The 25,890-nt window shown below is 54.8% G+C and carries 23 protein-coding genes; 7 read left to right on the top strand and 16 right to left on the bottom strand.

Annotated elements, in window-relative coordinates:
* Positions 1-44: 44 nt before the first annotated feature.
* The 5 genes from sucA to sdhC form a co-directional block, all read right to left on the bottom strand.
* A complete protein-coding gene (gene sucA, locus KWG64_RS01225) occupies positions 45-2,852 on the bottom strand; it encodes a 2-oxoglutarate dehydrogenase E1 component (protein ID WP_195823526.1) in 2,808 nt (935 codons plus the stop codon).
* Between the two features lie 393 nt (positions 2,853-3,245).
* A complete protein-coding gene (locus tag KWG64_RS01220; protein WP_195814169.1) occupies positions 3,246-3,962 on the bottom strand; it encodes a succinate dehydrogenase iron-sulfur subunit in 717 nt (238 codons plus the stop codon).
* A 19-nt stretch (positions 3,963-3,981) separates the two neighbouring features.
* Positions 3,982-5,748, bottom strand: coding sequence for a succinate dehydrogenase flavoprotein subunit (sdhA, locus tag KWG64_RS01215; protein WP_152326491.1), 1,767 nt, complete (start codon positions 5,746-5,748; stop codon positions 3,982-3,984).
* A gap of 3 nt (positions 5,749-5,751) precedes the next feature.
* A complete protein-coding gene (gene sdhD, locus KWG64_RS01210; RefSeq protein ID WP_152326490.1) occupies positions 5,752-6,099 on the bottom strand; it encodes a succinate dehydrogenase membrane anchor subunit in 348 nt (115 codons plus the stop codon).
* Entirely contained in the window at positions 6,093-6,482 is a 390-nt protein-coding gene (gene sdhC, locus KWG64_RS01205; protein WP_104922897.1) for a succinate dehydrogenase cytochrome b556 subunit, read from the bottom strand. The genes sdhD and sdhC overlap by 7 nt, the downstream gene beginning before the upstream one ends.
* A gap of 828 nt (positions 6,483-7,310) precedes the next feature.
* On the opposite strand from sdhC, the gene KWG64_RS01200 reads away from it, so the two are divergent.
* Positions 7,311-8,594 (top strand): citrate synthase, encoded by a 1,284-nt coding sequence (locus KWG64_RS01200; RefSeq protein WP_152326489.1) that lies wholly within the window; start codon positions 7,311-7,313, stop codon positions 8,592-8,594.
* Positions 8,595-8,655: 61 nt separating this feature from the next.
* On the opposite strand, the gene nei is transcribed toward KWG64_RS01200, so the two are convergent.
* The 5 genes from nei to pxpB are packed head-to-tail and all read right to left on the bottom strand — an operon-like array spanning position 8,656 to position 12,441.
* Complete coding sequence (gene nei / locus KWG64_RS01195) at positions 8,656-9,450, bottom strand: endonuclease VIII (RefSeq protein ID WP_218520690.1); 795 nt, start codon at positions 9,448-9,450, stop codon at positions 8,656-8,658.
* Positions 9,450-10,100, bottom strand: a complete 651-nt coding sequence (gene pcp, locus KWG64_RS01190) for a pyroglutamyl-peptidase I (protein ID WP_195823528.1) — start codon at positions 10,098-10,100, stop codon at positions 9,450-9,452. The genes nei and pcp overlap by 1 nt, the downstream gene beginning before the upstream one ends.
* Before the next feature lie 25 nt (positions 10,101-10,125).
* Positions 10,126-10,863: a 5-oxoprolinase subunit PxpA gene (gene pxpA, locus KWG64_RS01185; RefSeq protein WP_195823529.1), complete on the bottom strand. Its 738-nt coding sequence runs from the start codon at positions 10,861-10,863 to the stop codon at positions 10,126-10,128.
* The gene (pxpC, locus tag KWG64_RS01180) at positions 10,853-11,782 is read right to left on the bottom strand and encodes a 5-oxoprolinase subunit PxpC (protein ID WP_195823530.1); all 930 of its coding nucleotides are present in this window, start codon (positions 11,780-11,782) and stop codon (positions 10,853-10,855) included. The genes pxpA and pxpC overlap by 11 nt, the downstream gene beginning before the upstream one ends.
* A complete protein-coding gene (gene pxpB, locus KWG64_RS01175) occupies positions 11,776-12,441 on the bottom strand; it encodes a 5-oxoprolinase subunit PxpB (protein WP_218520689.1) in 666 nt (221 codons plus the stop codon). Before pxpB ends, pxpC begins: the two co-directional genes overlap by 7 nt.
* A 228-nt stretch (positions 12,442-12,669) precedes the next feature.
* Here pxpB and KWG64_RS01170 point away from each other — a divergent pair, with 228 nt between their 5' ends.
* Complete coding sequence (locus KWG64_RS01170) at positions 12,670-14,115, top strand: MFS transporter (protein WP_218520688.1); 1,446 nt, start codon at positions 12,670-12,672, stop codon at positions 14,113-14,115.
* A gap of 116 nt (positions 14,116-14,231) precedes the next feature.
* Here KWG64_RS01170 and KWG64_RS01165 read toward each other — a convergent pair whose 3' ends face one another.
* Positions 14,232-14,975 (bottom strand): type 2 GTP cyclohydrolase I, encoded by a 744-nt coding sequence (locus KWG64_RS01165; protein WP_195814179.1) that lies wholly within the window; start codon positions 14,973-14,975, stop codon positions 14,232-14,234.
* A gap of 129 nt (positions 14,976-15,104) precedes the next feature.
* Here KWG64_RS01165 and KWG64_RS01160 point away from each other — a divergent pair, with 129 nt between their 5' ends.
* The 3 genes from KWG64_RS01160 to KWG64_RS01150 all read left to right on the top strand — a co-directional run bounded on the left by KWG64_RS01160 (position 15,105) and on the right by KWG64_RS01150 (position 17,311).
* The gene (locus KWG64_RS01160) at positions 15,105-16,388 is read left to right on the top strand and encodes an FAD-dependent oxidoreductase (protein WP_218520687.1); all 1,284 of its coding nucleotides are present in this window, start codon (positions 15,105-15,107) and stop codon (positions 16,386-16,388) included.
* Positions 16,385-16,657 (top strand): ferredoxin family protein, encoded by a 273-nt coding sequence (locus KWG64_RS01155; RefSeq protein WP_218520686.1) that lies wholly within the window; start codon positions 16,385-16,387, stop codon positions 16,655-16,657. Before KWG64_RS01160 ends, KWG64_RS01155 begins: the two co-directional genes overlap by 4 nt.
* A gap of 87 nt (positions 16,658-16,744) precedes the next feature.
* Positions 16,745-17,311 carry a glycerol-3-phosphate responsive antiterminator gene (locus KWG64_RS01150; protein WP_101075745.1) on the top strand — a complete coding sequence of 189 codons (567 nt, stop codon included), beginning with the start codon at positions 16,745-16,747 and terminating at the stop codon, positions 17,309-17,311.
* Here the strand turns inward: KWG64_RS01150 and KWG64_RS01145 are convergent.
* From KWG64_RS01145 to KWG64_RS01125, 5 genes are all read right to left on the bottom strand, one after another.
* Complete coding sequence (locus tag KWG64_RS01145) at positions 17,308-18,267, bottom strand: electron transfer flavoprotein subunit alpha/FixB family protein (protein WP_218520685.1); 960 nt, start codon at positions 18,265-18,267, stop codon at positions 17,308-17,310. The genes KWG64_RS01150 and KWG64_RS01145 overlap by 4 nt on opposite strands.
* Positions 18,264-19,046: a hypothetical protein gene (locus tag KWG64_RS01140; RefSeq protein ID WP_218520684.1), complete on the bottom strand. Its 783-nt coding sequence runs from the start codon at positions 19,044-19,046 to the stop codon at positions 18,264-18,266. Before KWG64_RS01140 ends, KWG64_RS01145 begins: the two co-directional genes overlap by 4 nt.
* Entirely contained in the window at positions 19,043-20,407 is a 1,365-nt protein-coding gene (locus tag KWG64_RS01135; protein WP_218520683.1) for an MFS transporter, read from the bottom strand. The genes KWG64_RS01140 and KWG64_RS01135 overlap by 4 nt, the downstream gene beginning before the upstream one ends.
* Positions 20,408-20,489: 82 nt before the next feature.
* The gene (locus KWG64_RS01130) at positions 20,490-21,944 is read right to left on the bottom strand and encodes an FAD-binding oxidoreductase (RefSeq protein ID WP_165059451.1); all 1,455 of its coding nucleotides are present in this window, start codon (positions 21,942-21,944) and stop codon (positions 20,490-20,492) included.
* Positions 21,945-22,012: 68 nt separating this feature from the next.
* Positions 22,013-22,798, bottom strand: a complete 786-nt coding sequence (locus KWG64_RS01125) for an SDR family oxidoreductase (protein WP_152326474.1) — start codon at positions 22,796-22,798, stop codon at positions 22,013-22,015.
* A 319-nt stretch (positions 22,799-23,117) separates the two neighbouring features.
* Between KWG64_RS01125 and KWG64_RS01120 the strand changes: the two genes are divergently transcribed.
* Complete coding sequence (locus KWG64_RS01120) at positions 23,118-24,407, top strand: nitrate/nitrite transporter (protein ID WP_218520682.1); 1,290 nt, start codon at positions 23,118-23,120, stop codon at positions 24,405-24,407.
* A 13-nt stretch (positions 24,408-24,420) separates the two neighbouring features.
* Positions 24,421-25,884, top strand: coding sequence for an FGGY-family carbohydrate kinase (locus KWG64_RS01115; protein WP_255562062.1), 1,464 nt, complete (start codon positions 24,421-24,423; stop codon positions 25,882-25,884).
* The last annotated feature ends 6 nt before the right edge of the window (positions 25,885-25,890 follow it).

Raw genomic sequence — 25,890 nt, 5'->3', positions numbered from 1 at the left:
ATAAATCCTTCTTATGTTCCATAGTGTTAACTCACGCCAACGCGTTATTTAACGTTCAGCGCATCGTTAACCAGATCTTGCTGTTGCTTCTGGTGAACGGACATGTAACCCACTGCCGGAGAAGCAGAGGCCGGACGTCCTGCGTAACGTAAAGAAGCCCCGAAAGGAATCACTTCACGGAAGTTGTGCTGGCTGCAATACCACGCGCCCTGGTTCAGCGGCTCTTCCTGACACCAGACGAAATCATGAACGTGTGAGAATTTCTCAAGCACTTCCTGAATCGCTTTGTGCGGGAACGGATACAGCTGTTCGATACGAACGATAGCCACGTCGGTTTGCTCGTTTTTGCGACGTTGTTCCAGCAGGTCGTAATACACCTTGCCTGAGCACATCACCACGCGCTTAACCTGTTTTGGATCCAGTTCGTCTACTTCACCAATCGCTGGCAGGAAGCTGCCGTTGGCCAGTTCATCGAGCGTAGAAACCGCCAGAGGATGACGCAACAGAGACTTCGGTGACATGACGATCAGCGGACGGCGCATACCGCGCAACGCCTGACGACGGATCATGTGGTAAACCTGCGCCGGGGTCGACGGGATACAAACCTGCATGTTTTGCTCAGCGCAAAGTTGCAGATAGCGTTCCAGACGCGCGGAGGAGTGCTCCGGCCCCTGCCCTTCGTAACCGTGCGGCAGCAACATCACCAGACCACACATGCGGCCCCATTTCTGTTCGCCGGAGCTGATGAACTGGTCGATAACCACCTGCGCACCGTTGGCGAAATCGCCGAACTGCGCTTCCCAGATAGTCAGCGTACGCGGCTCAGCCGTGGCATAACCGTATTCAAACGCCAGCACCGCTTCTTCGGAAAGCACGGAATCCCAGACGTTGAACATGCCCTGGCTGTTATGAATATTCGACAGCGGCACATACACGGAACCGTTTTTCTGGTTGTGGATCACGGCGTGACGGTGGAAGAAAGTGCCGCGCCCCATGTCCTCACCCGACAGACGGATCGGAATGCCTTCGTCAACCAGCGTAGCGTACGCCAGATTTTCCGCGCCGCCCCAGTCGAATTTCTTATTACCTTCGGCCATCTCGTTACGGTCGCCGTAAATCTTGGCAACGCGTGACTGCATTTCGATAGCATCCGGCACATGGCTGACGCGACGCGCCAGTTCCTGCAGGCGTTTCAGCTCAACCTTGTTCGGGTAAGCTTCATCCCACTCGTGGTTCAGATACGGTGACCAGGTAAAAGTGTGCATGTCGTTCTGACGCCACTCTTCCACCACGCACTCGCCCGCATCCAGCGCATCACGATACAAATTGACCATTTCCGTGGCATCTTCGAGACTGGCCACGTTTTGCTCGGTCAGAATGTCAGCATAAATTTTACGCGGCGTCGGGTGTTTCTTGATCTTGTTGTACATCAGTGGCTGGGTTGCGCTCGGTTCGTCGGCCTCGTTATGGCCGTGGCGACGGTAGCAAACCAGATCAATCATGACGTCACGTTTAAAGGTGTTACGGAAATCCAATGCCAGGCGGGTCACGAAAGCGACCGCTTCAGGGTCATCGGCATTGACGTGGAAAATCGGTGCCTGCACCATTTTCGCAATATCAGTACAGTAATCGGTGGAACGCGCATCTTTTGGATTCGAGGTGGTGAAGCCCACCTGGTTATTAATGACGATACGCACGGTACCGCCCACTTCATAACCGCGTGCCAGCGACATGTTCAGGGTTTCCTGAACCACGCCCTGACCGGTAATCGCCGCATCACCGTGAATGGTGATTGGCAGAACCATATTGCTGCGCGCTTCGTCCAGACGGTCGCGACGGGCACGAACAGAACCGATAACCACCGGGCTCACGATTTCCAGGTGCGACGGGTTAAACGCCAGCGCCAGGTGAACCATACCGCCTTCGGTTTCCACATCAGACGAATAGCCCATGTGGTATTTCACGTCACCGGTACCCAGGTGTTCTTTATGTTTGCCGGAGAACTCGTCGAACAAGTCCTGAGGTTTTTTACCCAGTACGTTGATCAGCACGTTCAGACGGCCACGGTGCGCCATACCCAGCACCACTTCGCGCGTTCCGTTTTTGCCTGCATGACGGATCATGTCTTTCAGCATCGGAACCAGCGCATCGCCACCTTCAAGAGAGAAGCGTTTTGCGCCCGGGAATTTCGCGCCCAGATAACGCTCCAGACCTTCTGCTGCGGTCAGTTCTTTCAGGAACGTTTTCTTCTCGTCATTGGTGAATTTCGCACGACCGGCCACGGATTCGACGCGCTGTTGGATCCAGCGTTTCTCTTCGGTGTTGGTGATGTGCATGTATTCCACACCAATGGAACCGCAATAGGTTTGCTTCAGGGCTTTATACAGCTCGCCGAGCTGCATGGTTTCCTTGCCAATGGCAAAAGAACCGACGTTGAAGGTTTCCTGGAAATCAGCTTCAGTCAGATGATGGAACGCAGGATCCAGATCCGGTACATCGTCCAGTTTCCACAGGCCGAGGGGATCAAGGTTCGCGTTCTGATGACCACGGAAGCGGAAGGCATTGATTAACTGCAACACCTTAACTTGCTTGGCATCCGTTTCAGGATCGCTGATGGAGGAATTGTAACGTGACGCATCTTTCGCCAGGCGGCGGAAGTAGTCGCGAGTTTGAGAATGGAGTTGCTCTGGTTTCACACCCACTGTTGGTAGCTGTTTAAAAATCGAACGCCAGCTATCGTCAACGGAACCAGGATCGGTTAAGTAGTCTTCATAGAGTTGCTCTATGTAAGACTGGTTTGCACCCGCCAGATAGGAGGAATCCAGCCAGGCCTTCATTGCGCCGTTCTGCATCGTGATCCCTTAAGCTTTGAAGCTTTAGTTTTCGCCGTGGTTAATAATATTGACCGTGATACACCGCGGTAAAACGGTTTTCCATACTAAAACAGTTCGTTGGTTGAGCGTTTGGCTCTTCAAGGAACCTTCAGAAATCCGCCAGATGCGTGACTGATTTTTGAAGTTGCCCTGCTTCTTTTTCCCCTTTTTTCCATCCCCCTGATTTTTACCCGGCTATCTTACTCCTGTCAGGCGCAACTTTGTTGCACTTGTTGCTACTTTGTTATTAAAAAATTACTTATTTGCTATCAAAGCCTCAGTTACGGCATTTGTAACTAAAGAAAGCGAAACCAAAAGCGGGTAAATAACAGCGGGAACCTGAGTTCCCGCTGATGGCATCACCTTATGAACTCAGGCGCCCCGCTGTAGCAGCATCGATTTGATGTGCCCGATCGCTTTCGTCGGGTTCAAACCTTTAGGACACACACTCACACAGTTCATGATGCTGTGGCAGCGGAATACGCTGAAAGCATCGTTCAGATCGTCGAGTCGCGGTTGCGTTTCGGTATCGCGGCTGTCGATAAGGAAACGGTAAGCGGCCAGAAGGCCTGCCGGACCGACAAATTTGTCCGGGTTCCACCAGAAAGACGGGCAGGACGTCGAGCAACAGGCGCAGAGAATACATTCGTACAATCCGTCCAGTTTTTCGCGCTCATCCGGCATCTGTAAATGTTCGCGCGCCGGAGGATTTTTCCCATCATTCAACAGGTAAGGCTTAATCTTCTCATACTGCTTATAGAATTGTCCCATGTCCACAACAAGGTCGCGCACAACCGGCAATCCTGGCAACGGACGGATAACAATTTTCTTGCTGCCCTGACGTAACGTTGAGACCGGCGTGATACACGCCAGGCCGTTTTTACCGTTCATGTTCACGCCGTCTGAACCACAAACGCCTTCACGGCATGAGCGGCGGAACGCCAGCGTAGGATCCTGTTCTTTCAACAAAATCAGCGCGTCGAGCAACATCATGTCGCGCCCGTCTTTGGCTTCCAGCACGTAATCTTTCATGTACGGAACGTCATCAACGTCCGGGTTGTAGCGATAAATCGAAAATTCGAGTTTCATAATCTGTCTCCGCTTCGCCCTAGTAAGTACGCGCTTTCGGCGGGAAGGCCGCGCGAAGCTTAGGCTGCATGTTCACCTCACGGCGGGTCATGCTTTCTGTTTCCGGCTGATACAGCGTGTGGCACAGCCAGTTCGCATCGTCACGTTCCGGGAAGTCGAAGCGGCTGTGTGCGCCACGGCTTTCGGTACGGTAGTTTGCGGAGACGGCGGTCGAGAACGCGGTTTCCATCAGGTTATCCAGTTCCAGACACTCGACGCGCTGGGTGTTGAATTCCGAGGAGGTATCATCCAGACGCGCGCTTTTCAGACGCTCACGGATTACTTTCAGCTCTTCCAGACCTTTCGCCATTGCATCCCCTTCGCGGAAGACCGAGAAGTTATTCTGCATGCACGATTGCAGGTCTTTACGGATAGCCACCGGATCTTCACCCGAACGGGTGTTGTTCCAGCGGTTCAGACGTTCCAGAGACACATCGATATCGTCCTGAGACGCATCGCGGCTTGCGCCCTGCTCCTGAATGGATTCCTGCAAGTGCATACCGGCTGCACGGCCAAAGACCACCAGATCGAGCAGTGAGTTACCGCCGAGACGGTTGGCACCGTGAACGGAAACGCAGGCAATTTCGCCGACCGCGAACAGGCCCGGGATCACTTCATCCTGACCCTGTGCGTTCACTCGCAGCGCCTGACCGGTCACTTTGGTCGGAATGCCGCCCATCATATAGTGGCAAGTTGGGATAACAGGGATCGGCTCTTTAACCGGATCGACGTGCGCAAAGGTACGCGACAATTCCAGAATACCCGGCAGGCGGGATTCCAGAACGTCTTTACCCAAATGATCGAGTTTCAGTTTGGCGTGCGGGCCCCACGGACCTTCACAGCCACGGCCTTCACGGATTTCGATCATGATGGAACGCGCCACCACGTCACGACCCGCCAGGTCTTTGGCATTTGGCGCATAACGTTCCATGAAACGTTCGCCATCTTTATTGAGCAGATAACCACCTTCACCACGGCAGCCTTCTGTTACCAGAACGCCGGCACCGGCAATGCCGGTCGGGTGGAACTGCCACATTTCCATATCCTGCACCGGCACACCGGCACGCAATGCCATGCCCACGCCGTCGCCGGTATTAATGTGCGCATTGGTGGTGGACTGATAAATACGGCCTGCACCGCCGGTTGCCAGCACGGTCGCTTTGGCTTTGAAGTAAACAACTTCACCGGTTTCGATACAAATTGCGGTACACCCGACGATCGCGCCGTCCTGGTTTTTCACTAAATCCAGTGAATACCATTCGGAGAAAATCGTGGTGTGGTTTTTCAGGTTTTGCTGATACAGCGTGTGCAGCAAGGCGTGACCGGTACGGTCGGCTGCCGCCGCGGTACGTGCCGCCTGCTCGCCGCCGAAGTTCTTCGACTGGCCGCCAAACGGACGCTGATAAATACGGCCGTCATCAAGACGGGAGAAAGGCAATCCCATGTGTTCGAGTTCCAGAATCGCTTCCGGCCCGGTTTTACACATATATTCAATGGCGTCCTGATCACCGATGTAGTCGGAACCTTTTACGGTGTCGTACATATGCCATTCCCAGTCATCCTCATGCGTGTTACCCAGCGCAACGGTAATACCGCCCTGAGCAGACACCGTATGGGAGCGGGTCGGGAAGACTTTGGAAATCAGGGCGCAGGACAGGCCCTGTTGTGAAATCTGTAACGCGGCACGCATACCGGCGCCACCTGCACCGATAACGACAGCATCAAACTCTCTGACTGGCAGATTCATTTACTACGCTCCCCAAACAACAATTGTTCCGTAAAGTAGGTAAACCACTAACGTGACGACGATGGCCAGTTGCAGCACCAGTCGGACGGCCAGCGGTTTGACATAGTCCGTTAACACCTGCCACATGCCGATCCACGCATGAATCAAAATCGACAGCAATGCCAGCAGTGTGAATACTTTCGTGATGGAGGAAGAGAAGAAGCCATGCCAGACATCAAAAGTCAGTTCCTGAGCCAGAACCACAAAGCCCAGAATATAAAGGATGTACAAGGTGAGGATGATCGCGGAAGCACGCAGTAACAGCCAGTCGTGCACACCATTGCGTCCCAATGCAGAAACGTTGCTTACCATACGAGGACTCCAGCCAGAATTGACAGCACGACGGTCAGACCGATTGCCACCTGGGCAGAACGGGTACCGGCAGCCAAACTCTCTTCGATATAGCCAAAATCCATCAGCAAGTGGCGGACGCCACCGCAAACGTGATAGGCCAGCGCAGTGAGTATTCCCCAAAAGATGAATTTGACGAAGAAGCTATTCATGATGGCAGCAGCCTGTGCAAACCCTTCAGGAGAAGAGAGAGACAAACCTAACAGCCAGAGGAGGATACCGACGGCGACGAAGGTTATTACGCCAGAGACTCGGTGTAAGATGGACGCTATCGCAGTAACGGGAAACCGGATCGTTTGCAGATCCAGATTGACAGGTCTTTGTTTTTTCACGGTTTTGCCCACACAGCTCTTATTATTTTACTTCCTCCGGCCCGGAGCAGTATGTCAGACAGCATCCTTTCCTGCGTTCCTGCCGCTGTGGGTGCGTTGGCCGCATTCTCACAACACCAATCACGTTAGAAAGCTGAGCTCCTAAAAGCTCTCATTTCCCGCGCTCAAACAACGACATCCGATGTGCTTAAACGGCGCAGAAATGTGTTTTTCCTTTAAGTCCATTTTCATAAATTCAAGACAAAAAAGATGATGCTGGGTGCTCCTACTTCGGATTGCCCGGAGACCTTGTAGGAGTATAGGTTGATCACATTCTTATTACAATTGCCCTACAAATGCTTTATTCACATTTCTTTTAAACAGTGAGTTAGCTCTCATTTTCCATAAAAGGCACAAAATAAATTATCTAGTTTGACATTTGATCAACATTTCCATTACATATGAGCTATCCCTATAGGACTGTGATACTGAGCACATACCGGCTGACACCAACCGCACCAAAATGGTGAAAGTCTCTGAAGAATCAGTGGATCACACAATCGTGATGCAGGGTCTTCCCTGTAGCCCCAAGTTATGCAAAAGTGGGGATTGTGTAAATCCTCATACTCTTCACAGGTACTGAGCGACAGAACAGTAATGATTTACCGAATCGTTAACAACGATGAAACGCCGCTTGTTGGTCACAGAGCAGTCTGAGACTGCAATTCGACTCAGCTCTACGTTCCCTCCCCATCCGATCGCAGAGTTAAGGCTGACAATAATAATGACCTTTCAAGGCGTCGCTTCCAGGCATTTCTGTTGTTACTGATTTTTAAAAATAAGGCGCTAAGGAGACTGTAAATGGCTGATAAGAAAGCGACACTTACCCTACAAGGTCACGACCCGATTGAACTAAGCGTGCTTACCGGCTCGCTGGGTCAGGATGAAATTGATATCCGAACCCTCGGTTCAAAAGGTCTTTTTACCTATGACCCCGGTTTCACCTCTACTGCATCCTGCGAATCCAAAATCACCTATATCGACGGTGACGAAGGTATTCTGTTACACCGCGGCTTCCCGATTGACCAGCTTGCGCAAGAGTCAACCTTCCTGGAAGTCAGCTACCTGCTGCTGAACGGCGAAGCGCCAACCCCGGAGCAGTTCGAAGAATTCAAAACCAATGTGACCCGTCACACTATGGTTCATGAGCAGATCACCCGCCTGTTCCACGGTTTCCGTCGTGACTCTCACCCGATGGCCGTACTGTGTGGCGTGACCGGCGCACTGGCGGCGTTTTATCACGACTCCATTGACGTCGAAAACGAACGTCATCGCGAAATCGCCGCTTACCGTCTGCTGTCCAAGATGCCGACCGTTGCCGCGATGTGTTACAAATACTCTATCGGCCAGCCGTTTGTGTATCCGCGCAACGACCTGTCTTATGCCGGTAACTTCCTGCACATGATGTTCTCCACGCCGTGTGAAGAATATAAAGTGAACCCGATTCTGGAACGTGCGATGGACCGTATTCTGATCCTGCACGCCGATCACGAACAGAACGCCTCGACGTCTACCGTCCGTACCGCCGGTTCTTCTGGCGCTAACCCGTTCGCCTGTATAGCAGCCGGTATCGCTTCCCTGTGGGGACCTGCGCACGGCGGCGCAAACGAAGCCGCACTGAAAATGCTGGAAGAAATCAGCAGCGTGGATCACATCCCGGAATTCGTTAAGCGTGCGAAAGACAAAAATGATTCCTTCCGCCTGATGGGCTTCGGTCACCGTGTTTACAAAAACTACGACCCGCGCGCCACAGTGATGCGTGAAACCTGTCATGAAGTGCTGAAAGAGCTGGATCTGAAAGACAACCTGCTGGAAGTGGCGATGGAGCTGGAGCACATCGCACTGAACGACCCGTACTTCATCGAGAAGAAACTGTATCCGAACGTCGATTTCTATTCAGGCATCATCCTGAAAGCCATGGGCATTCCGTCGTCCATGTTTACCGTGATCTTCGCGATGGCGCGTACCGTTGGCTGGATTGCTCACTGGAGCGAAATGCACCAGGACGGCATCAAAATCGCCCGTCCTCGTCAGCTTTACACCGGCTACGACAAACGCGATTTCCATTCTCAGCTGAAAAAATAAGTTCTGACTTGCTCAGACTTTAAAGGCTCCCGCGGGAGCCTTTTTCATTTCAACGTTTTCATTACACCTGACAAACCGGGCACCAGAAAAATGGCCGTGAAGACACGCTGCCCTTTTCAATCGGATCGCCGCAACGCTCGCAGGGTTTCCCCGTCCGCCCGAAAACTTTAAAACGAAACAACGCACCGTGATGCACATTTTCATCCATTGTCCCGCGCGTGGCGTAGGACAAACGCGCGACAGCCAAACAGGCATCGGCCAGTGCATCCAGTTCTGCGTCATTCAGTTCATTCGGTTTATGGTCGGGCAGCAATTTTGCCAGCCACAGAATTTCCGCCCGCAGATAATTCCCCAATCCGGCCAGAAATGCCTGATCAAGCAACATCCCGCCGAGCTGACGGTTGCGGAATTTCTGCGAAAGTAACCGCTCACGAACCTGCGCGACGGTCAGGGTTTCATCCAGCACGTCCGGCCCGATACGTTGCAGGAACCGATGATTTTCAATTTCCGCCGTATCGTAAAGCCCGATCTCAGACGCGCTGTACAGCAAGATCGCCGCGTCCGTGGTTTCGAGTTTTACCCGCAGCGAACGTTTGGTTTCCTTCGGCGTTTCACCGGCCTGAATAATCCGCCAGACGCCATAAAGCTGGTTGTGGCTGTAGAGCGTCAGGCCATTGGAAAAGTGCGTCAGCAACGCTTTTCCGCGGGTTTCGATCGCCGTAATTTTGGTACCACGTAATGCGGACTGGTAAGGCTTCAGATTAGGGAAAGCAAACCAGACATCCGTGAGCGGCTTGTTCACCACCGCGGCTGCCAGCAAATCGGCAGCGCGGCGAATTTCAGGACCTTCAGGCATCAGTGAGTCGCACCCTCGGCAATTCGCAAATCCTGCTCGGTATGCAGCGCGATGGCAATTGTCAGCTCAAGCGCATTGAGCACCGTGTGAACCGACATACTCGGCGCGCCCGGATGACGCGCGGCCTGCTCCGGCAGATAAGGAATATGGATAAACCCGCCCTTCACCACTTTGCACGACGGCTGGGCAAGACGATGCAGCAGGCCATACATAATGTGATTACACACATAGGTGCCCGCCGTTTGCGAGACAGAAGCCGGAATACCGGATTCGCGTAACCCGTTCACAATGGTTTTAATCGGCAAGGTGGAGAAATACGCGGCTGGGCCGTCAGCGACAATCGTCTCATCCACCGGCTGATTGTTTTCGTTATCAGGGATACGCGCATCGTTGATGTTTATCGCCACGCGTTCGATGCTGAAATCACTGCGACCGCCCGCCTGCCCGACGCAAATCACCATTTCCGGCTGCACTTCATCAATAGCGACATTCAGCGCGTCGATAGCTTTGCCAAACACGCACGGCAACTGGCGAACCACAATCTTCGCACCGGACAACTCCAGATCACCCAACTGCTTCACCACTTCCCAGGACGGATTAATTTTTTCACCATCAAACGGCTCGATACCGGTGACTAAGACTTTACGCATAGGTATTCCCCTGATTTTGCTGAAGTCAGCCTGCGCTGACCTGAATATCCTGCTCACCAAACGCTTCGCGCAGACGGCGCGCAAAGGTCAGTGCGTGCTCACCATCACCGTGAAGACAAACGGTGTCGGCCTGCACCGGAACCCAGACGCCTTCGCGGCTGAGTACTTTCTGTTCACGCACCATCGCCAGCGTCTGATCCAGCGCCAGTTCATCGCTCTCAATCATCGCATCCGGCTGGCTGCGCGGCACCAGCGTGCCGTTACTCTGATAACGCCGGTCGGCAAACACTTCCTGCCGCGTTTGCAGCCCGAGGCGTTCACCGGCCCGGATCAGTTCGCTTCCCGCCAGCCCGACTAAACGAAGGGTCGGGTCAACGTCATACACCGCGCGGGCAATGGCATCCGCCAGCAGCGCGTCGGTCGCCGCCTGGTTGTACAACATACCGTGCGGCTTTACATGCACCATTTTGCCGCCTTCGGCGCGGGTGATAGCAGCGAGTGCACCGAGCTGATACACCACCTGCGCGTACACGGTTTCCGGCGGAAGTTGCATGGCCGTCCGGCCAAAGTTCTCGCGATCCGGAAAGCTCGGGTGCGCGCCAATCGCCACGCCGTATTTCAGCGCCCAGCGCACGGACTGCTGCATGGTCTGTGCGTCTCCGGCATGAAAACCGCAGGCAATATTCGCCGAACTGACGAGCTGCAAAAGCGCCTCATCATTGGCGCAGCCTTCCCCCAGATCGGCATTCAGATCAACGACCATACAGCCCCCATTTCACCTGTTCGATAAAACGTGATTGCTCATGCAGCGCTTTCTGCGCTTCTTCCGGCGTACATTTCACAAAGTGAATGGGCTCGCCAAGGCGGATTTGCGCCAGATTGTATAAATCGGCTTCGATTACGCAGGCAATGCGCGGATAACCGCCGGTGGTCTGCGCATCGGCCATCAGCACAATCGGCTGGCCGCCGTGCGGAACCTGCACCACGCCGGGAAGCAGCCCGTGGGAAAGCAACTCGCGGTCGGTTTCGCGTTTCAGCACATGCCCGTGCAGGCGATATCCCATGCGGTTACTTTGCGGGCTGAGCTGCCAGGCGGCGCGCCAGAACTCTTCGCGGGATTGCGCGCTGAATTCCTGATACTCCGGCCCCGGCAACGCGCGGATACGGTTACCGAATAACAACTGCTTAATCCCGCCGGATTTTTCAGGCGGATTATACGTGTCGCCCGTCGGCAGTTCGTCGCCGTCCTGCAACTGACGGCCATGAAAACCGCCGAACTTCGCTTTCAGATCGGTACTGCGCGAGCCCATCACTTCCGGTACATCTATCCCGCCGGACACCGCCAGATAACTGCGCATACCGCGCACCGGCGTTTTAAGAGTGAGTACTTGCCCCGGCCTGACGGCGTAACGCCAGCCCGTCCAGATTTCTTTGCCGTCGAGCTGCGCATGACAACCTGCGCCGGTCAGCGCAATCCAGCCTTCCCGGTGGAATTGTGCGCTGAACTGGCCGAGCGTGATTTCCAGCCCGGCAGCGTTTTCGTCATTGCCGGCCAGCAGATTGGCAATCCGCAGCGCGGGCGTATCCAGTGCGCCCGACTGGCTGATTCCCTGCTGGCGATAACCGCTGCGCCCCGGATCCTGAACCGTGGTCAGCATGCCTGCGCGTAAAACCTTCAGCATACGCCCTCCTTTTGTGGCACAAAGCGCACGCTGTCGCCCGGCAGCAGCAGCGTCGGCTGTTCCCGCAGCGGGTCAAACATGGCAAGCGTTGTCTGGCCGATTAGCTGCCAGCCGCCCGGCGTGGCCAGCGGATAAATCCCGGTCTGGCTGCCGCCAATCCCGACGGAACCGGCAGGCACTGACAGGCGCGGTTCGCCGCGACGCGGTGTCGCCAGTTTATCCGGCAATCCGCCCAGATAAGGGAAGCCCGGCTGGAAACCGAGAAAATAGACGGTGTAATCAATGCCGGAATGCAGTGCCACAACGTCGCTCTCGGACATGCCGTTATGGCGCGCGACATTCCCGAGATCCGGCCCGTACTCGCCGCCGTAAATCACTGGGATCTCAATTAAACGCGATTCAGGCACGATGGCCTCGCTCTCTTCCCACCAGGTTTGCAGGCGCTCAATCGCGTCCAGCGCAGAACTCTGGGCATCGGTCAGAAGAACGGTCAGATTATTCATGCCAGGAATGACTTCACGTACGCCGGGATAGGCAGCACGATCCTGCAAACGCTGGGTCAGCCCCCAGATCCGTTGCTGGCTTGCCAGCGACACCGGCGGCTCCAGCTCCAGCACTACTGCGCGTTCACCCAGCAGATAACATCGTGCTCGTTGCACTCAGGCACTCCTTAAAGAAAGGTTGTGGATCATCGGGTTATTCAGCAACTCAATGAATCGAAACTTACTCTCTGTTATGCGTGAAACCGACCGGACATGTCAACCTGTCCGCCCGTGCTTTCCCGGCTTCAGGGTTTCCCCCGCCGCCTTCAACTGCTACTCTCAGAAATGTTGCTGTTTTTTTTAGCGTTTGGATAACGCTTTCGCCACAAATGAAAGGGAGACGTCGTGAAAAAGCCACTGGCCTTATTTTTTCCGCTCTACACCACCACATTACTGATGCTGTTGGGTTCCGGCCTGCTCACTACCTACATTTCCCTGCGTCTGTCGGCGATTAACGTCAGCGGCGCGATGATCGGTGCCATCATTGCGGCGAACTACATCGGGCTGGTGATTGGCGGCAAAGTCGGCCATATCCTGATCGCCCGCGTCGGGCATATCCGCGCCTACGTATCCTGTTCAGGGATTATCACCGCCGCCGTACTCGGTCATGGCCTGACGGATATTATCTCGGTCTGGGTGGTGCTGCGCCTGATCATCGGTCTGTGCATGATGGTGCAATATATGGTGCTGGAAAGCTGGCTCAACGATCAGGCCGAAGCGAACCAGCGCGGCGTGGTCTTCGGATTTTATATGGTGGCGTCGTATCTCGGGATGTCGCTCGGTCAGGTCGTTCTGATGCTCAACAGCGATTTAGGCGTCAGAACGCTGATCGTTATCGCGCTGTGTTTTGCGCTGTGTCTGGTACCGATTGCGTTAACCACGCGCACCAACGTCGGCCATATGTCTCCCGCGCCGATGGAGCTGAAATTCTTCATCCGCGCCATTCCCAAAGTGCTGGCGATCACGCTGGTCATCGGCATGGTGGTCGGGTCGTTCTACGGTATGGCACCGATTTACACCAGTCAGCAATCGCTCACTACGCAGCAAACCGGTCTGTTTATGGCGCTGGCGATTTTCGCCGGGCTGCTGGCGCAGTTCCCGCTGAGCTGGCTGTCTGACCGCTATAACCGCAACATGCTGATGCGGATTAACGCCATTTTGCTGGCGCTGACGGCGCTGCCACTGGCGCTGTTCAGCCATATCTCTTTCCCGCTGCTGCTCGGCATCGGTTTTATCGTCAGCCTGATGCAGTTCACGCTCTATCCGCTGGTGGTCGCGCTGGCGAATGACATGATTGAACCGGAGCGGCGCGTTTCGCTGTCCGCCTGTTTGCTGATGGCATTTGGCGTCGGTGCCTGTATCGGGCCGTTAGCCGTTGGCGCGCTGATCCAGCCGCTGGGTGGCAATATTCTGTATGCCTTTTTCGCGTTGTGCGGCGCTGGCATTGTGGCGTTAAGCCGTACATCCAAGAAAGAAGAAGAAATGCAAATGGCGGTCGATGCACCCGTTCCGCACATCGCCATGCCGGACAGCCTGAGCAGTTCACCGCTGTCACCGGCGCTGAATCCGGCGTTTGACGAACAGATGATTCAGGACACCATGCCCGCCCCCGAAAACGTGGTTGAACCGGTTATCGAAGAGACAGACGAAGAGCCCGTCGGGGAAGAAGAGGAAAGCAAATATCCACCGCAGGGCGCAGACCCTGAAGTGGATACCGGATTACAGCGGGCATTTACGCTGCTGGAAGACAGCGTTTCAGAGGAAACGCAGAAGAAAACATCATCAGAGTAAGGGCGTAATCGTTGCAGTCAGTTTGGATTCGGACAGCGCGCAGGGACGGGAGCGTACACTGAGTACGTGACTGTCACGAGCACTGCCCGGATTCAAAATGACCAATAAGATAGCCCTTAAGCCGGGTTATCGATGTCGATAAACATCACATCTAACCCATGTTCCGCCGCCAGCCATTCGCCCAGCGCTTTCACGCCGTAACGTTCTGTGGCGTGATGGCCTGCGGCAAAGAAATGCAGCCCCATCTCGCGGGCGATGTGAATGGTTTGCTCAGAAACCTCACCGCTGATAAACGCATCCACGCCAAATTCTGCCGCTTTCTGAATGTAGCCCTGACCGCCGCCTGAACACCACGCCACACGACGGATTTCCGCCGGTGCATTTTGCGCACTGTGCAGCACGCTGCGATCCAGAATTCTTTCGATGCGCTGACGGAATTCGTTGCCGCTAAGCGGCGTATCGAGTTCGCCATACGGCAGCAGCAACGCGATTTCGCCCTGCACGGTAATGCCAAACAGCTTCGCCAGTTGCGCGTTATTGCCCAGTTCCGCGTGGCCGTCGAGCGGCAAATGATAGGCGTACATATTGGTGTCAGTCGCCAGCAACGTTTTAAGACGGTTGCGTTTCATGCCGCGAATTTCAGCCGGTTCGTCTTTCCAGAAATAACCGTGGTGAACCAGAATCGCATCGGCTTCAACAGCGATGGCGGCATCCAGCAGATCCTGAGAAGCCGTGACGCCGGTCACGATGCGCTGCACATTGCTGCGGCCTTCGACCTGCAAACCGTTCGGCGCATAATCTTTGTAGTTGCTGATATCCAGTTTCTGGTTAATCAGCTTTTCAAGCTGGAAATTGTTCATGGAGTTTCACTTATCTGTCGTGGCGAATGCAGCAGATAATATACGACAACGCCAGTCCTGCTCAAAATCAATGACGGGAACTGCCGGATTGTTATTCTGGTTTCCTCACTTTTCAACGGACTGAAGAAGATGCAGGAAAATGATTGTGACGTCATCGTCGTCGGCGGCGGAATAGCCGGTTGTACCAGTGCATTGCTGTTAGCCCGCGCGGGGCTCAGCGTTATTTTGCTGGAACGGGGCGCGCAGGCGGGCAGCAAAAACAGTTCCGGCGGGCGCATTTACACGCACACTCTTTCACAAATTCTGCCCGGTTTCGCGCAAAGCGCCCCGCTTGAACGCCGCGTAACGCAGGAAAGGCTCTCGCTGCTGACCGGCGACAGCATGACAACGTTGGATCACCGGCAGACTGCTGACGCCGCCTGCTCATGGACCGTATTGCGCGCGCGGTTTGATCCCTGGCTGATGGAACAGGCGCAGCTCGCCGGTGCGCAGTGCATTAAGGATACGCAGGTCGAAGGGTTGATGAAGCAAGGGAGCCGAGTGACCGGCGTCAGAATCGGCGATGACCATCTGACCGCGCGCGCCGTTATTCTGGCGGAAGGGGCGAATTCGCTTCTGGCGCAACGGTGTCTCGCGTCGCCAAAACCCTCTGCGGAAAACATGGCAACGGGCGTAAAAGAGGTGCTCGCGCTGCCGCGTGAAAAACTGGAAGAACGTTTCGGGCTGGAAGGCGATCAGGGCTGCGCATGGCTGTTTGCGGGGCAGCCGACCGCCGGAAAAGTCGGTGGCGGTTTTCTGTATACCCATCGAGACACTCTCTCGCTCGGCGTGGTCTGCAACCTTTCTCAGCTCAGCGACAGTGCGCGCAGCCTGCCGCAGATGCTTGACGACTTCAAACAACATCCCGCCCTGCGCCCGTTGCTTAAACAGGCTGAAGTCATGGAATACAGTGCGCACATGATCCCCGAAGGCGGGCTGAATGCCCTGGCGCCGCTGTCCGGCGATGGCTGGCTGGTTGCCGGTGACTGCGCCGGTTTTTGTCTGAATGCAGGGCACACGGTTCGCGGAATGGATCTGGCGATGATGTCTGCGCAGGCCGCGGCCGTAACGCTGATTCATGCGCATCGGAACAACGATTTCAGCGCCGCCTCACTTTCCCAATACCGCGAACATTTGCAGCGCAGCGCGCTGTGGCCGCTGATGACGCAATACCGCCATTTGCCCGCCGATTTACTCAGTTCGCCACAGGCGTTCAGCCGCTATCCGCAACTTTCCGCTGATCTGCTGCACAGTCTTTTTCACGTCGGCGAACAACCGTCCGTGCCGCTTCGCCGCTTACTCTGGCGTCATGCCCGCCGTGCCGGATTGTGGCAGTTACTGAAAGACCTGCGTAAAGGAGCGCGTAGCCTGTGAACCTGAATGACAAACTCGCCAAAAATCACTATCAGCCGGAAAACTCCGCCCACATTGTGGTGGCCGGCAACGCGCAGCAAAGTGCGCTGAAGATCCTGCTGAATGCCTGCCCGGCCGGGCTTTACCGGATGAACGAAGCCGGAGAAATCACCTTTGATCCCAACGGCTGCCTGGAGTGCGGCACCTGCCGGATTGTCTGCCGCGACGAGGCGTTTTCCCTCTGGCGTTATCCGGCTGCCGGTTGCGGCGTGACATTTCGTTTCGGGTAAAACTCTGGGAGGTGGCGCGGGGTTGTAAACACGGAAAGCTGCTATGTTTTCAGTTGCATAACATTACATTTCAACGGAGCTTCACCTGTGTCTATTTTGCAATTATTGAATCAACACCCGGTCATCGCCGCAGTGAAAGACACTGAAAGCCTGAACGCCGCCCTGCTGTCGGACTGCAAAATCATCTCGGTGCTGTACGGGAATATCTGCAATATCGGCGCGATTGTTCAGCGGATCAAAAAGGCTGAAAAATACGCGTTTATCCACGTCGATCTGCTGGACGGCACGTCCAATAAAGAGATCGTGATTAATTTTCTGAAAATCGTTACCACGGCAGATGGCATCATCAGCACCAAAGCCTCGATGATCAAAGCCGCGAAAGCGCAGGGATTTTTTGGTATTCACCGGATGTTCCTGCTCGACTCGATTTCATTTCACAACATCGATAAACAGGTGGCGCAGTCGAACCCGGATTGTGTGGAAATCTTGCCGGGCTGCATGCCGAAAGTGCTGGGCTGGGTATCGGAGAAAATCGATTTGCCGATTATTGCCGGCGGGCTGGTGTGTGATTTAGAAGATGCGACCAGCGCGCTGAACGCCGGTGCGGTGGCTGTTTCCACCACCAACACCGGCGTATGGCAGCTGAAATTCTAAACGCTGGTGCAGGAATAACAGGCGGCGAGCGCAGACAAAACGTCATCCAGATCATCCACAATGCCGACGTCCGCCTGCGCAAAAATCGCGGCATGCGGGTCGGTATTGATTGCCACGATAAATTCACTGCGATCAATGCCTGCCATCAGCGCCGCGGCGCCTGATGCGCCGGCCACGATGCACACGTCGGGCGCCGCGACCACGCCGGAAATCCCCACCATCCGCGACATATCGCACCAGGCATTCATCGCCACCGGACGGCTGCATCCCGGCTCCGCGTGGATTTGTCGGGCGAATGCCTCCAGCCGCCGCACTTGTTCCGCGCTGCCCGCGCCCTGCCCGATCACCAGAACGGCGGAGGCATTGTGCAAACCGTTATCCGCTGGCCGCGTTTCCTGCTGAAAATCCACCAGCCAGCCGGCTGATGCAGGCGGCGGCGAAAAATCCGTTTGGTGCGCGTGAACCGGCGCGGTTTGTGCGGGTTCCCCCCCCGTTGCTGCCACCGAGATACACAGCGGGGAACCGTTCAGCGTGCGCGTCGCCCGCATCCGGCTGCCGTACGCGGGTTTTACGACGCTCCAGTGCGTTTCACTTTTTTCGATTTCGGCGACACCGGTTCCGCTGACACCACCGATCCGGTACGCCAGCCGCGTGGCCAGTTCGTCCGCTGCTTCACCGCTTGCGCACAGTAAAAGTTCTGCCGGACGCTGATCAAACAGCGCCATCAGAGCCTCAAGCGCCGGTTCCGCCAGGCCGTTTTCGGGAAGTGAAATCCAGACGACATGCCGGATATCGCAGGCCATTTGCGGTAACGCGTCCGGCTTATCTGCGTCATACAGCAACCACAACTCGGCGGAACCGGACAACACCGGGTTCGCGCGAAGAAAATCATTTTGCATCTGCGCCTGAGACAAAAATCCCCGCTGGCGGCAATCCAGAATAATAGCGATGTTCATCGGTTCCCCCGCGATTTCAGATAACCGGTATACAGCGTCCGGGCTTTGTCCGCCGGGCTGCCGCCTTCAATGATCATTGCGCCGCGCCGCGAATTTTTCAGAGCCAGCGTAACGACCGGCACCGGCGGTAATTTCGCGAGCGATGCTGCCCGCAGGACATCAAGAGGTTTGCGCGCCGCCGCCAGTTTTTGTTTCAGCGTCGGAATTCGCAACAGGCGATCCTGCGCAGCCTGCCCGGCGACCAGCACCACCGGCAGACGCACAGTGAGTGTTTGCACCGCTTCCGGCGTTTTCCTGACGACGCGCAACAACGTCGGGTCTTCAGCGCGCCCGATATCGCAAACCTGCGTGATGCATGGCCAGCCCAGCATTTCCGCCAGCAGCGGTCCGGTTTGCCGGTTCTGCCCTTCACTGCTCTGCGGGCCTAAAATAATCACCCCGGCTTTTTCGTCCTGATGTTGGAAACCGGCAATCAGCGCAGCGATGGCTTCGGGATGAAAACGCAGGTCCTCAGACATTGCATCAATGCGCACCGCGCGCTGAAAATCCAGCGCCAGCAACGTTTTCAGCACCGGCGTGATCTGTTCGCCGCCAACGGTGAGCAATGTCAGGCAGGCTTCCGCCAGGTTCAGGGCCATTTCTGCCGCGCTCTGGTCAAATCCGCTCAGCTGCCAGCGGGCGAAATCATAGGGAATGTCGCCGCGCTCAGCCGCCTGCCAGTCGCTGGCAGAAAGCATTGATAAATCCGGTTCCACTTTTACGCACACAACAATATTCACAGGCCATTTCCTTGTTTCACCACGGTAAGCGGTGAAGATGCGCTGACCGACGACGCGCCGACCAGCGTCATGCCTTTGGTTTCCGGTGCCCAGAGAATCGAAATGACCGCGCCCAGCAGCAATATTCCCGCCAGCAGCAACGTGGTGTTTTGGATCCCCAGCGTCAGCACGGAAACCGGCAGTAAACCGGTGCCGATAGCCGAACCGAAACGGCTCATCGACGTCGCAAATCCGACGCCCAGCGAGCGGATATCGGTGGGGAAACTCTCCGCCGGAAACACGCCGACCAGATTGCTGACCGCTGAAATAGCCAGTGTGAACAGGGCAAACAGAAAGAGCGTTAATCCGGCGTAACCTTCAGGAAGTACGCTCATCACCGCCAGACAAAACGTCAGCAAAAGGAACGAGCCAATCAGAAAGCCGCGTCGGGAGCAGGTCACCGTCAGGCCAATTCCGGCCAGCGATCCCACCACCAGCAAAGTATTGAGGAGCAAATCCGTGCTCAGACCGGGCGTCAGGCCAATGAGGGTGATAATGGCGGGCAAAAATGTATAAATCGCAAAATACGGTACCACCAGACAGACAAAGAACAGGCTGTTAAACGCCGTCCGCCGCCAGTATCTGGCCGAAAAAAGGGTTTTAAGATGATGCGAAGTCGCCACGGCGATCTCATCATTGAGCGTGACGTTCGGGCCAAAACAGCGCAGCACGACGCGATGCGCTGCCGCGAATTGCCCTTTTTGCATCAGCCAGCGCGGGGATTCCGGCGTGCCGATGCGCAGCAACATAATCAGAACCGCCGGGATCGCCGAGGAGGCCAGAAGCCAGCGCCAGGCGTCCGGGCCGAAATCGGCCATCAGATGTCCGGTCAGCGTGGCGCTGACGTAGCCGAGCGTCCAGATCACGCTGAATGAACCGAGCAAAATGCCCCGATGTTTACGCGGGGAAAACTCCGCCAGCATGGTGTGCCCGACGGAATAATCACCGCCCAGCCCGATACCCACCAGCACACGCAACCAGAACAACTGTTCTGGCGTCTGGACAAAAAACTGACCCACAGAGGCCAGCGTGATGATAATAAAGCTGTAATTAAAGATTTTCTGGCGGCCAATATGATCGGATAACCATCCCAGAACCAGGCTGCCGATAAACAGGCCAAACAGCGCGGAACTGCCGATCAGCCCCTGCCAGAACGGCGTCAGCTGCATTTGCGGCGTGAGCTGAACCAGCGCAAAACCAATCATGCCGAGCACATAACCGTCTGTCAGATGCGCGCCGAACGTCAGCCCGGCCATTTTGATGTGAAAGGCGTTGAGCGGGATGTCATCCATACTGACCTGAACCGTTTTATCTGCGGCCATGTTGCGCTCCGTGTCGAATCAGGGACGTAAAACCGGCGGCCCGTTCCGGCCTTCCCCCCGTGAGAGGGGAAGGCAAAAGTAACTACTTTTCAATCGGATAAATTGTGCCCGCATTCATGATCCCTTTCGGGTCGTAAACGTCTTTCAGCGCTTTCAGAATGTAATAGGCGCTGCCGTGCTCATCTTTGGTCCAGTGCGTGCGGTGTTTGCCAATGCCGTGGTGATGCACCATCGAGCCGCCCTGCTTAATGGTTTCCTCGACAATAATTTTGTTCAGCGGATTGTGGTACTTGTTGATTTCCTCTTCCGGCTTGCAGTCCATCACGTTGTAATCGTAGACAAAATACATGTTGGTACCGTTGATGTAGCTGTGTGAGGAGTGACCGCCGAGCATAGTGATATCGTCCGCGTGCGGGAATTCATCGCGAATGCGGCGAATGACATTTTCATAAATAGTGTGAATGCTCGACCAGTCGCCGGAGACTTCCGTGGTGAAGCCCATGTTATTGGTTTTCAGGATTTGCTCACGCTCTGCGGCCACTTTTTCCGGGCCCCAGTTCAGGTGGTTAAACCAGCGTTCGATGAGCGCGCTGTCCACTTTCTGACATTCCGGATGCTGCGCCACAATCCCTTCGATGCCTGCACCGGTCGCCCGCGCAATGCCCGGCGTCCCTTCGGCCATGAAGATCAGCACGCATTTACCGTCGGCGAAATGCGTAAAATGCTGGCTGCCGTCTTCGGCATCATACAGGCGGGCAATGGACGGCCGATAACCGTCAACCATCACTTCACGCAGAATGTCGAAACCGGTCTGCATGTTTTCCAGCGTATAACCGTAGAACAGATTATTTTCCGGCATGTATTTGAAAATTTTCACTGTGACTTCAGTGATATAGCACAGCGCACCTTCGTTCCCGATAATCACATGACGGATATCCGGCCCGGCCGCGCGGCGAGGCACGTTTTTGATGCGCGTGATTTTTCCGTCCGGGAACACCGCTTCCAGCCCGACCACCATGTCTTCAATGGCACCATACAGCGTGGAAAACTGCCCGATGCTGCGCGTGGCGACCAGGCCGCCCATCTGCGCCAGCGGCTTGGACTGCGGCGAATGTCCGGTGGTGTAACCCTGCGCACGCAGCTGATTTTCCAGCACTTCCAGCGGCACGCCACACTGCGCCGTGGCCTGCATATTGCGGATATCGATTTTGACGATTTTATTCAGACCGGAACCGTCGAGCACCACCGAGTTTTTCACCACGGTTTCCAGCCCGCCTTCAGTGGCGGATGCGCCGGTACGCGGCACGCAGTTAATTTCGTGTTTATTCAGAAACGCCAGCACGTCGGAGACCTGCTGCGTGTTGTGCAGTTTCACGACCGCCGCAGGCAGTGGCAGCGTGAAAACGTTATGAATATCGGCATATTTACGGAAGCGATCGACGCTGTTTTTCTTCAGCACTTCCTCATCGGTAATGACCTGCGCCGGACCGACGATCTCTTTTAAATGATCAACAATGGCTTCACGGGATAACGACATAAATAATCCTTATTTCTTCAGTAAATTTAAATCAGACTCAGGAACCACCCTGAATACGCATAACAAAATTAACGGACTAAATAACCGCCATCGACAACCACAAGGTGTCCGTTAACATAATTTGACGCGCGACTGGCTAAGAAGACCATTGTCCCCATTAAATCCTGGGTTTCTCCCCAGCGGTTTGCCGGAATGTGATCTAATACGCGCTGATTGGTGACCGGGTTTTTCCGGGTTTCAACCGTAATGTCGGTGGCGTAATATCCCGGTGCAATGCCGTTGACCTGAATATTATATTGTCCCAGCTCATCGCAATACGCTTTGGTAAAGCCAGCCAGCGCATGTTTGGTGGCGGAGTAAGCCGGAGACCATTGCCCGCCCAGATAAGAGAACAGCGAACAAATATTAATAATTTTCCCTTCATTTTTCGGGATCATGATTTTCGCGGCTTCATGGCTTAATTCGAACGCCGCGGTCAGATTTATATTAATCATCGGATCCCAGTCTTCACGGCCAAAATCCAGCACTTTATTGAGCTTACAGATCCCGGCGTTGTTGACCAGAATATCCACCGTGCCGAAGGTTTTCAGGCATTGTTCAATCACACGCGCCGGTGCGCCTTTCTCGGTGATGTCTACCTGCATAAACTCAACGCGACTTCCTTGCAATTCAATCAGTTCACGCGTTTCACCTTTGTCCATAATGAAACTCGGAATAAACAAATTGGCTCCGGCCTTGGCCAGTGCGACCGCAAAGGCCTGGCCCAAACCACTGTTTCCGCCAGTGACGATGGCCGTTTTTCCTTTCAGAGAGAAGAAATCCAGTGAAAACTCATTCAGCGCGTTCAACGACATGGTGAAGCTCCTTACCTGAAAAAATCCAAAAAAAAAGAGAAAAGCAATCTTCCCCGGAAATAAAGGGAAGCTACTTTTCTCATCGGCTCTAGTAACTGGCTTTAAGGTGTACCATGTTTAATTAGCCGGATTCCGTGAGCAGACTCACAAAAAACTCGTTTAATAATTCTGTGAGATTTCTCACGGTAAATTAATATTGCGGCATGCTATTACTATTCTCAGTTACCAGAGATCAAGAGAAAAGTAACTTCCCTCCTGCGGGGAAGTCTGCTTTTCTCTTTTTTTTTGCCTTAATCCGCTAAAAATACAGGGCAGCAATATGGAATCTTCTAATTTTCGTCGCTGGCTGACGCTGGCAATAATAAGTATCAGCGGCGGTGTCAGTTTTGACCTGGCTTACTTGCGTTATATCTACCAAATACCCATGGCAAAGTTCATGGGATTTTCCAATACCGAAATAGGGTTAATTATGAGCACATTCGGTATTACGGCGATTATTTTATATGCACCCAGCGGAATTATTGCCGATAAATTCTCACACAAAAAAATGATGAGTTTCGCCATGATCATCACCGGCCTGCTGGGCTTATTAATGGCCGTCTATCCGCCGTTCTGGGTGATGATCGTCATTCAGGTGGCGTTTGCCATTACCACGATTTTAATGCTGTGGTCCGTTTCCATAAAAGCCGCGTCGTTGCTCGGGAATCACGAGGAACAGGGCAAAATCATGGGCTGGATGGAAGGCCTGCGCGGCGTCGGCGTGATGGCGCTGGCGGTCTTTACCATGTGGGTGTTTTCCCTGTTCGCCCCGGAAAATCCGGCCAGCCTGAAAGCCGTGATCCTGATTTACAGCGGCGTTTATATCCTGCTGGGCGTGCTGTGCTGGTTCTTCGTGCAGGACGGTTTTACGGTGCGCAGCGACGAGAGCGGCACGCAAAAATTCAGCCTGAAAGACATCACTTCGGTGCTGAAAATCAGTACCACCTGGTATTGCAGTCTGATTATTTTCGGCGTTTACACCATCTACGCGATCCTCAGCTATTCCACCAACTATCTGACGGAAATGTATGGCATGACGCTGGTCGCCGCCAGCTATATGGGCATCGTCATCAACAAGATTTTCCGCGCACTGTGCGGCCCTCTGGGCGGCATTATCACCACTTATACCCGGCTGAAATCCCCGACCCGCGCCGTTCAGCTGCTGTCACTTGTCAGCATTATCACGCTGGCCGTTTTGCTGATAACCAACGCGCATCCGTCATCCGTCTTCATTGGCATCGGCCTTATTTTGCTGCTGGCGTTCGCCTGTTACGCCTCGCGCGGGCTGTATTTTGCCGGCATCGGCGAAGCCCGCACGCCGAAATACATCATGGGCACCACGGTCGGAATTTGCTCAGTGATTGGCTTTCTGCCGGACGTGTTTGTTTATCCGCTGGTCGGCCACTGGCAGGACACCCTGCCCGCCGCCGTGGCCTATCGCAACATGTGGTTGCTCGGCCTCGCGGCCACGGCCATGGTGCTCATTTTTACGGCATTAATGATCAGAAATATCCGCAGCCACGCCGTTCCGGCCGGGACCGCAAAGCAGCCAAAACAGGAATTCATCTAACGGAGCGTTAAACATGGACAGCTTTTCAATGAACAAAAAATATCTGATGGGCGTGGATGTCGGTACACAAAGTGCAAAAGTGGTGATTTTCGATACGGAAGGCAACGTCATCTGCGAAGGCAAACAGGCGTTGCGAAAACTGGATATCCCCGCGCCGCTGCTGGCTGAACACCCGGACGATGACCTGTGGGATTCCCTGAAAGTCGCTTTCGGCAAAGTCATGGACAACTTCCACGCGCAGGGCGGCGACGCGAGCCAGATTCTGGCGATGGGCGTGTGCGTCATCCGCTGCTGCCGCGTGCTGCTCAAAGGCAACGGCGAGCTGGCGTGGCCGGTGATCAACTGGATGGATAAGCGCCTGAATAAACCTTATCAGCCACTTGAGTGCTACGGCGAGGTGAAATATGTCACGACGACGTCCGGCTACATCACTCACCGCCTGACCGGCGAATTCAAAGATACCTGCGCCAATTACATCGGCTGGTGGCCAATGGACAATGACACGCTCGACTGGAGCACCGATCCGACACAATGGGAAAGCTGCAACCTGAGCCGCAGTCAGGTTTTCGATGTTGTAAAACCCGGTGAGATGCTCGGCTATCTGAGTGAAAAAGCCGCGCGTCAGATTGGCCTGCCCGCCGGGATCCCGGTGATTGCTACCGCGCACGACAAAGCCGTCGAGGCGCTGGGCGCTGGCACGCTGGAGCCGGGTATCGCACTGATTTCGTTGGGAACCTATATTGGCGCGATGGTTCTCGGCCACGAAAACGTCAAAAATGCGCAAAACTTCTGGCCGTTCCAGGCGTCAATTCCGGGGCGTTATTTGTATGAATGTATGGGCGTGCGCCGCGGAATGTGGACCATCAGCTGGTTCCGCGACCAGTTTGGTGCCGCCGCGCTGGCCGATGCGCAGGAGAAAAACCTGAGCATCGAAGAATTACTCAACCGTGAAGCGACGAAAATTCCGGCAGGCTGCGAAGGGTTGCTGACGGTTCACGACTGGGCACCGCCGTCAGAAGCCGAGTTCCGTAAAGGCGCGATGATCGGGTTTGACGGACGCCATACCCGCGCGCATATGTACCGCTCGATGCTCGAAGGCATCGCGTTTACCATGAAAAATCATATGGATAAGATGGCAGACGAACTGGGCGTACCGTTCAAAGGCCTGATTATTTCCGGCGGCGGCGCAAACAGTGATTTATTCATGCAAATCTTCGCCGACGTGTTTGGGGTGCCGACCCGACGTAATCTGATGAAAGGCTCGGCCGCCGTCGGGTGCGCGGTCAATGCCGGAATGGCCGCGGGTGTTTTTGACAGCTACGAAAAAGCGACCGAAAAGATGGTGCGGATGGGCGAACATTTCACGCCCGACGGGAAGAACCATCAGCTTTATAACGCCCTGAATGCCGACGTTTATCAGAAAATGAATACCCATTTAGATCCGCTATTGCAGGCGCTGAGCCCGCTGGTGGATTAACACATT

Source organism: Rahnella sp. PD12R (assembly GCF_019200965.1).
GTDB classification, from domain to species: domain Bacteria; phylum Pseudomonadota; class Gammaproteobacteria; order Enterobacterales; family Enterobacteriaceae; genus Rahnella; species Rahnella laticis.
This window is presented reverse-complemented; position numbering and strand designations above follow the sequence as displayed.